Origin of the sequence: Thiocystis violacea (assembly GCF_016583565.1) — a bacterium.
Lineage (GTDB): Bacteria > Pseudomonadota > Gammaproteobacteria > Chromatiales > Chromatiaceae > Thiorhodococcus > Thiorhodococcus violaceus_A.
Map to the genome: position 1 here is coordinate 176,377 of NZ_NRRF01000002.1, position 7,524 is coordinate 183,900.

5 protein-coding genes are annotated in these 7,524 nt (G+C 63.9%); all 5 read right to left on the reverse strand.

Features of this window, described 5'->3' with window-relative positions:
* Window positions 1-2 precede the first annotated feature (2 nt).
* The 5 genes from CKO23_RS01615 to CKO23_RS01635 all read right to left on the reverse strand — a co-directional run bounded on the left by CKO23_RS01615 (window position 3) and on the right by CKO23_RS01635 (window position 7,304).
* A complete protein-coding gene (locus tag CKO23_RS01615) occupies window positions 3-395 on the reverse strand; it encodes a septal ring lytic transglycosylase RlpA family protein (protein WP_200327991.1) in 393 nt (130 codons plus the stop codon).
* Window positions 396-701: 306 nt separating this feature from the next.
* On the reverse strand, window positions 702-3,341 hold the full coding sequence (locus CKO23_RS01620) for a glycosyltransferase (RefSeq protein WP_200327992.1): 2,640 nt from the start codon (window positions 3,339-3,341) through the stop codon (window positions 702-704).
* Window positions 3,338-5,047: a glycosyltransferase family 39 protein gene (locus CKO23_RS01625; protein ID WP_242482145.1), complete on the reverse strand. Its 1,710-nt coding sequence runs from the start codon at window positions 5,045-5,047 to the stop codon at window positions 3,338-3,340. Before CKO23_RS01625 ends, CKO23_RS01620 begins: the two co-directional genes overlap by 4 nt.
* Window positions 5,048-5,492: 445 nt before the next feature.
* The gene (locus tag CKO23_RS01630; RefSeq protein ID WP_207168383.1) at window positions 5,493-6,233 is read right to left on the reverse strand and encodes a VPLPA-CTERM sorting domain-containing protein; all 741 of its coding nucleotides are present in this window, start codon (window positions 6,231-6,233) and stop codon (window positions 5,493-5,495) included.
* Between the two features lie 363 nt (window positions 6,234-6,596).
* Window positions 6,597-7,304, reverse strand: coding sequence for a response regulator (locus CKO23_RS01635; protein WP_200327994.1), 708 nt, complete (start codon window positions 7,302-7,304; stop codon window positions 6,597-6,599).
* Between the last annotated feature and the right edge of the window lie 220 nt (window positions 7,305-7,524).

A 7,524-nucleotide genomic window follows, 5' to 3' on the forward strand; every position in this document is an offset into this window, starting at 1 on the left:
AATCAGCCTTCGCGCCCGGGTCTGCTGAGCACCTTGACTTCCACCTTGGCAACGCCCCGCTTGACGATTCCCAGCTCACGTGCGGCCTGACGTGAGAGATCGATGATGCGGCCTTTGACGAAGGGGCCGCGATCATTGACCTTGACGACGATGCTGCGGCCAGTCTTGGTGTCGGTGACCTTGACCTTGCTGCCCAGCGGCAGGGTCTTGTGGGCCGCGGTGAGGCCGTTTCTGTTATATCGCTTCCCGCTTGCGGTTTTCCGCCCGTGCAGACTGTCGTGATAGTAGGAAGCCATGCCTTTTTGGACGTGACCTGCGGCGCTTCCGGCCACCACGTTGCTGGCGAAGGGTAGGAGCGATGCCAGCAGCGTGGTCGCAATAAGCGTCTTTCTCATGGAGCCAACCTCATTCTTTAAGGCGCATCCCCGTCGAAATGAGTACGGGAGCCCTGTCGGTGAATCATGAGGCCGCAGTCTAGGGAAAACCCTATGTGGGGTAAACCCTCAATCTGTGATCTTGCTCACAATCGTGTGCGAAAGATCATGCGCTGAAGTTGTGAATCCTTAAAAACGCGATCTTGCGCGGGGAGAGGGTGAACACGATAAGGTGTTTTCTCGGCCGCTGCGATGCCGCCGAGTCGTGCTGGAAGCCGGTGTTTGCGCCTCGCCGCCGTCCGGCCGAGGGGGCGAGGCGCGCTCCAATCAAACCTCCCGGCTGGCCGGTTTGTCCATGCCGTTCACGTCTTGACAGGGCATGTCTGACATGGGGCCGACCAGTTCGGCCGAGAGGTGCTGCCAGGCGCTGGTGAGCGAGACGAGCACGGATGCCAGGTAGGGGATGGCCTGCACGACCAGGACGGCACACCAGATCCGCACGTCGAGCATGAAGGCGTCGTCACGCAGCATGACGAGCGCGGCCGCGAGCAGGAAGGCGAAGGCGAACAGCGCCTCCTCGCGCGCATCCGCCATGGCGCGGATGACGGCGGGCGCCTCTGCCATCTTGGGTGTGCGGAAGAATCCGAGCTTGCCGGTCACCAGCCCACCGAACATGGCGCGCGCGATGGTGTGCGAGAGCGCCAGCCCGGCCAGGCCGGCGGCGAAGCTCTGGCGCAGCGTGGCCGTGACGCGGCGCCGGTAGAGCAGGAAGCTCTTCGACATCTTGAACACGAACAGGACCAGCGGAACCAGCGCGATGGTCATGTAGGGCGGCGTGATCTGTAGGGGGAACATGACCATGGCCACGGACCAGGCGAGCGCCGCGAAATTGAACAAGAGGTTGAAGCCGTCCGCGAACCAGGGCAGCCAACCCGCCACGAAGTGGTAGCGCTGGCCGGCGGACAGCGCCGTCTTGCGGATACCCAGCAGCTCGCGCCAGTGACGGAGCAGGATGCGCACGGCGCCATAGGCCCAGCGGTAGCGCTGCTTGCGGAAGTCCGCGAAGGTGTCCGGCATGAGACCGCGACCATAGGTGCAGGGGATGTAGAGCGCCTTGTGACCGGCCTCGAAGAGGCGCAGGCCAAGCTCGGCATCCTCGGTGATGCACCACTCGGCCCAGCCGCCGACCTCGTCGAGGATGCGCCGGCGGATCATTGTCATGGTGCCGTGCTGGATGATGGCATTGCGCTCGTTGCGGGTGACCATGCCGAGGTGGAAGAAGCCGCGATACTCGGCCATGCACATCGCCTTGAAGGCGTTCTGATGGGCGTCGCGATAGTCCTGCGGTGCCTGGGCGATGGCCACCTCGGGGTCCGCGAAGGCGGGGACCAGATGACGTAGCCACAGGGGCTTGACGATGTAGTCGGCGTCGATGACCGCGACGACCTCGGCGGCTGGATCCGTCTGGCGCAGGGCGAAGTTGAGTGCGCCGGCCTTGTATCCGGCGAGCGGATCGACGTGGAAGAAGCGGAAGCGCGGGCCGAGCTTGGCGCAGTAGGCCTCGACGGGCTGCCAGACCGCGGGATCCTTGGTGTTGTTGTCGATCACCAGGACCTCGAAGTGGGGATAGTCCAGTGCCGCGAGCCCATCCAGGGTCTCGATCAGCAGCTCGGGTGGCTCGTTGTAGGCCGGCACATGCACCGAGACGAAGGGCAGCTCTGCGTCCGGTACCGAGCGCAGTGGAAAGGGGCGACGCCATTTGCGCAGCCAGAGGGATTCCGCCCACTCGTGGGCCTCCGCCATGAGCAGCACGATGACGCCCAGGCCGCCGACGAGCAGCAGGAGCCCGACGATGGCGGTCGCCGGCGTCATGTATTGGCGTGTGTAGTCGTAGACGATCCAGACCGCCGCGGTCGAGATCGCATAGGTGATCAGCGCCAGGAAGCTCTTGCCCCGTTTGGAGAGCGTGGCGCTGTCGCGGTAGAGGAAGGCGAGTAGCAAGACGCCCATGACCACGGAAATGCCCGCGAGTTCGCGCCAATGCGGGATGCGGACCACCGGCTCGGTGAAGTTGAACTTGGGCTTGCGGTCGGAGTTGTAGACGCCCCAATAGGTTCCGGTCGCGCCTTCCACCTTGAGCTTCCACAGCTGGTCGAAGGCCTCCATGACGTAGTAGACGTAGTGCTCGGCCTCCGCCTTGGCCAAGAAGCGGCGCAGGAAGCGCGTTTGGTTGGCGGGTGACGCCTCGGCACCCCGATTGCGACGTCCGTTACTCGGCCAGCCGACCTCGCCGATGATGATCGGCTTGTTCGGATAGGCCTCCTTCACTTGGTTGTAGCGGTTGATCGAGTAGTCGACGGCCTGGTCCAGCGGAACGCCTTCCCAGTAGGGCAGCAGGTGGATGGTGATGAAATCCACATGCTCCGCCAGCTTGGGATACTTGAGCCAGACGTGCCAGGGCTCCGCAGTGCTGACCGGCAGCCAGGTGAGCTTGCGCACGCGGTCCAGGTCGGCGATGAGCTCCGGGACTTCCACGTCGTCGCGCAGGATGGCCTCGTTGCCGACCATGACGCGCACGACGTTGCGATTGCTCTCGTCCAGCACCTCCTTGAGCCGCTTGATCTCCCGGTCGTTCTCCTCGGCGTTCGGGCCGATCCAGGCGCCCAGTGTCACGTTGAGATCATAGGCAGCCGCCAGGCGCGGAATGGCCGCCAGGCTGTCCTCGACGGTGTAGGTTCGGACCGCGTGGACCTTGCCTTGCAGCAGGGCGAGATCGCGGTCGATGTCCTCGACGGACGGAAAGCGTTTCTGACTCGGGTCGTCGTCCGCGCGCATGGGCGAGAATGAAAAACCCTGAATACGGGTCGGCCATGGCGGCTCGTCGTCGGGCTGGTTCAGGAGCCACCAGGCCGCCACGGTGAGGAGCGCGATGAGGATGGGGATGATGATGTTGATGGAACGGTTCATGGTTCTATTGCGAACGCTGTCGATGCTGCATGCAGTGGTGTGGCGGAGGTGGCAGAGGTGTGCGGCTGAGGCGTCTTCAGGGTCTCAGGCGCGGCGCTGTCGGTTGTTGTAGATGCCCTCGGTTGGCTTGCCTCGAACCACTGCCAGGTGTCGGGGATCGCGGTGAGCGTGCCGCGCTTCTCCAGCGCCTTGCGCAGCCGCCCCGAGGGGGTCAAGGCGATGATGAGGTCGCCGTCGAGTGGCGGCCGGACGTCTTGACCTGGGGGCTCGGCCCAGATCCGGACACCGGGTCTCAGATGATAGGCGAGGGACATCAGCTCGCCAGTGCTGACACCGCTCTCGCTGGCAAGGATGAGCGTCGCGTGGCCGGCGTTGGCGCGACGGGCGATCTCGATGTTATGCGCGCTGAAATTCTTGGTCGACCAGGTGTCGGCCCTGATGATAGCAGCCTGAGAGAGCACCCCGAGCGCCACGAGAACCACCAGGGAGGCCAGGGCAAGGCGGCCTTGAAGCGATCTCGGTCCGAGGCGCATGGCGTCTCCGATCGACCAGGCAACCATCAGCTGCACGGCCAGCAGCGCCGGCAGCGCATAGCGCGCGTGCAGCGAGCGGCTGCCGCCGAGGAGGAGATCGGGTCCCAAGACCAGGCCGACGTAGGCGAGCAGGATCAGGAGCATCATCGCGACGCCCGCGCCTGGGGCGCGTCTCAGGGCGCGCAGGGTCAGCCACGCGATGGGCAACAGCAGGAGCAGCCACCCTGGTTCCGGGCTCGGGCCGAGGTCGACGAAGAGTTCGGTCAGGTGGTGTCCCCAGGCGGTGAGGATGTCCTCGAGCCCGACGGGGCGTTGCATCCAGGCGGTGTAGTGATCGACGCGATCGTGGCGCCTGGCCATGACCCACAGCCATGGGGTGAAGGCCAGCAGGGCACCGCCCGTTGCCATGGCCCAGCGGCGCGCCGTCCTGGCGGGGCTGATGGCCGCGTCGGGCTGCGCCAGGAGTCGGTAGAGACCATAGCCGGCGTGGACCGGGAGCATCAGCAGGAAGAGCAGATGGCTATAGACCCCCAAGGTCATGAGGAGGGCATAGGTCCACCAGCCGCCCGCGGAATTGCGTCGCATGGCGCGCGACAGGGCGGCGCTGGAGGCGACGACGAGTAGCGTCCAGAGGGCGTATTGGCGTGCTTCCTGCGCATAGAGGAACTGGAGCGGCGAGCTGGCCACCATGACGGCCGCGACCCAGGGCGCGAGGCTGCGGCCGAAGAGTTCACGCATCAGCCAGTAGACCGCCGGTATCAGGAGCAGGCCGAAGACGGCGGAGACCCCGCGTAGCGCCGCGACCGGCGCGATCGGAAGCTCCACCGCTAGGCGGGCGATCAGATAGTAGAGGGGCGCGTGCTCGGGGTGCTCGCTGAGTGCCGCGAGGGTATCGCGCCATCCATGCCGCGGATCCGGGTGCTGAAAGCGCAAGAGATCGTCGGGGTTGAGCAGCTGTCCGCTGAAGAGGCGCGCCTGGACGTCCGCCTGGTCGTAACCAAAGACGCGAATCAGGCTGAAGACTTCATCGTGCCAGACCAGGAGATGGTCGAGCGCGAGGAGCCGCAAGGCTGCGACTGCGGCAATGACGAGCAGGAGCGCGATGAGCCGCCCCCTGGACATCAGGGGGGTGGGATGGCGAGCGGTGGCCGCCGAGGCGAGCGGGGGAGGCAATACTGTGTATCCTGAAGTGGGCTCGTCGGATCGCGGTCGCCGGGCGATCGGGAACGACGAGGCAGGGTCCCGGACCGCGGCGCGGGAATGATAGCTCGATTCGGGTCTGGGTGTGTGAGGTTGGAGGGGCAGGCAGGCGTCCGCTGCGATGAGGCTCTCAGCCTTGCGTGGCAGGTCCGAGACTCAAGGTGCTGAGACGATGCTTGGCAGGTCTCTCGGTCGGCGGTCGGGGCGATTGGCTTCGGGGCCTGGTTCTCTCTGATCAGCGCGCATCAGGGGCGCCGCGGACGAAAAAAGCGCCTCGGTTGTCCCGAAGGCGCTCGGATCCTGGTGTCGGCGCGCCGCCGCGCCGGGCCAGGGATCAGGATTCCTCAAACCGGCTCGGTCGTCGCGCCGCGGTACGCCAAGGCGCGTCCATCCGCGATGCGACGCCGACGGTCTTGGCTCAGACTGGCTGCGCTCGGCCATTGCCCTTGCGGCGCGCGACGCCCGCGATGCCAACCAGGGCGGAGCCGAACAGCCAACCCGCCGCCGGGAGCGGGACTGGCGCGCATTTGGCCTCCAAGATGGCCGATTTCAGCGTGAATTTCGAATCGCTCCCGATTTTGTCGAACGTAAACTTCAAGTTCTCATTGTTCAATAGCTGACCGAAAAAGGTGTCTCCTGTCTGCCAGGCGATCGTTGTCGAGCCGTCAGCCTCAAGGGTCGCGCTGTTGCCAGAGACCCAGCTTCCGCCATCCTTGCTCTTGAAATAGACGTCCCAGGCGCTGGTGGGAGCCCCTGAATAGTTCAGCGTCAGGAGGATTTCCGTGATCTTGCTCTTGTCGCCCGCTGGCTTCCAATCCCAGGCGATCTCCTTGTACTTGCCGTCGCTGATCATGTCGTTATAGGACCAGGTATAGGAGGTGTCGCAACCCAGCGCGCAAGCTTGCGCGGTGCTAACCGCTCCGAGCAACAGTGCCGTCATCAAGAAACCAGGGATGAGCAACTTCTTCATGATTAAAAACTCCTTATGAGCGAAAGATGGTGAAGGCATGCGTGTGCCGTGGATCGAGCAAACAAGAATCGATCGGTTGCGAATCCATCTGAACTCGCGCCCGCGCCATTGAGGTCGAGCACGGATCGATGCATCGGTATGGTTCACCACCGACGGCGGGGCTTCGCCTGTTAACGACGAAGGCGGCATCGCGAGCAGCGTGCGGAAGGTGTTTTTGAGCCTGGTTTAAGCACTTTATGTGCCGTATGTTGGAACTTCGAGCGGAATGGGTTGCGCCCTCTATTTCCCTGATGATGGCGGGTACATGCAGTCGGCGGCTGTTCGTCGGAGAGGTGAAATATGCAACGGCGGTGCGACAGTCTCGATGAGTACGTCTCAAGAGCGTCACATTTGTGTGCTCTAGCCTTGGGAGAGGGGGAGTGTCGAGAGCCCTTCGTTAGCTCAGGGCGCCAGGGCTGCCCTCCGCATTCCACGCGGATTCCCGTTGGTGGCTTGGTGGGATTGGGACGCTAGCTCGTGAAGCGCGGCTTGCGTGCGCAGGACTCGCGGCGCTCAGTCTGCTTCGTCCTCGCTGCTGCTGGCGTCGTATCGATAACCAACCCCGTAGACCGAGTGGATCAGCTCCTGGTCTGGCAGAAGCTCCGAGAGCTTGCGCCGGAGCTTCTTGACGTGGCTGTCGATGGTGCGGTCCGAGACCACACGATGGTCCCGGTAGATACGGTCCATCAGGCGGTCGCGGGAGAAGATACGTCCGGGGGATTCGTGCAGGGTTTCCAGGAGGGCGAACTCGACGGCGGTGAGTTCGATCTCCCGGCTGCCGGAGCGCACGCGCAGTCGGTCCGCCAGAAGGGTCAGGGGGCCAGGGTCCTGGCCCTCCGGTCCGCGCAGCGTGCGCCGCAAGACGGCTTTGACGCGGGCGACCAGCTCGCGCGGGCTATAGGGTTTGCAGACGTAGTCGTCTGCTCCCAGTTCGAGGCCAAGCAGCCGGTCGATCTCCTCGATGCGCGCGGTGGTCATGATGATCGGCACCTGGCTTTCGGTGCGGACTTCTTTGCAGATGGTCAATCCGTCCTTGCCGGGGAGCATGAGGTCCAGAAGGATGAGGTCGGGCTGCTCGTCGCGCACCCACTGGACGGCTGTCGCCCCATCTCTGAGGTGCTTGACGCGGAAATCGGCGGCGCGAAGGTAGTCTGAAACCAGGGTGGCGAGGCGCTCTTCGTCTTCGACGATGAGAATCAGGGCTGTTGTGGGACTAGTCATAGGATGCGGGTCGTCATGTTGCGCCGTGAGGCGATGTATCTTATCTGCTCACGTTTCGGAGTTCAAAATCGGCCCTAAAAAGGATCCAATAGGTTGTTTATTAAGGAATAATGTCCTCAAAAATGGTAAAATGTCATGTGCTTGAATCATGACAACCACTCAAGAGGCCACGATGAAGACGCCCACATCCCAGACGGCGCTGCCAAGTCTCACCAGCGGT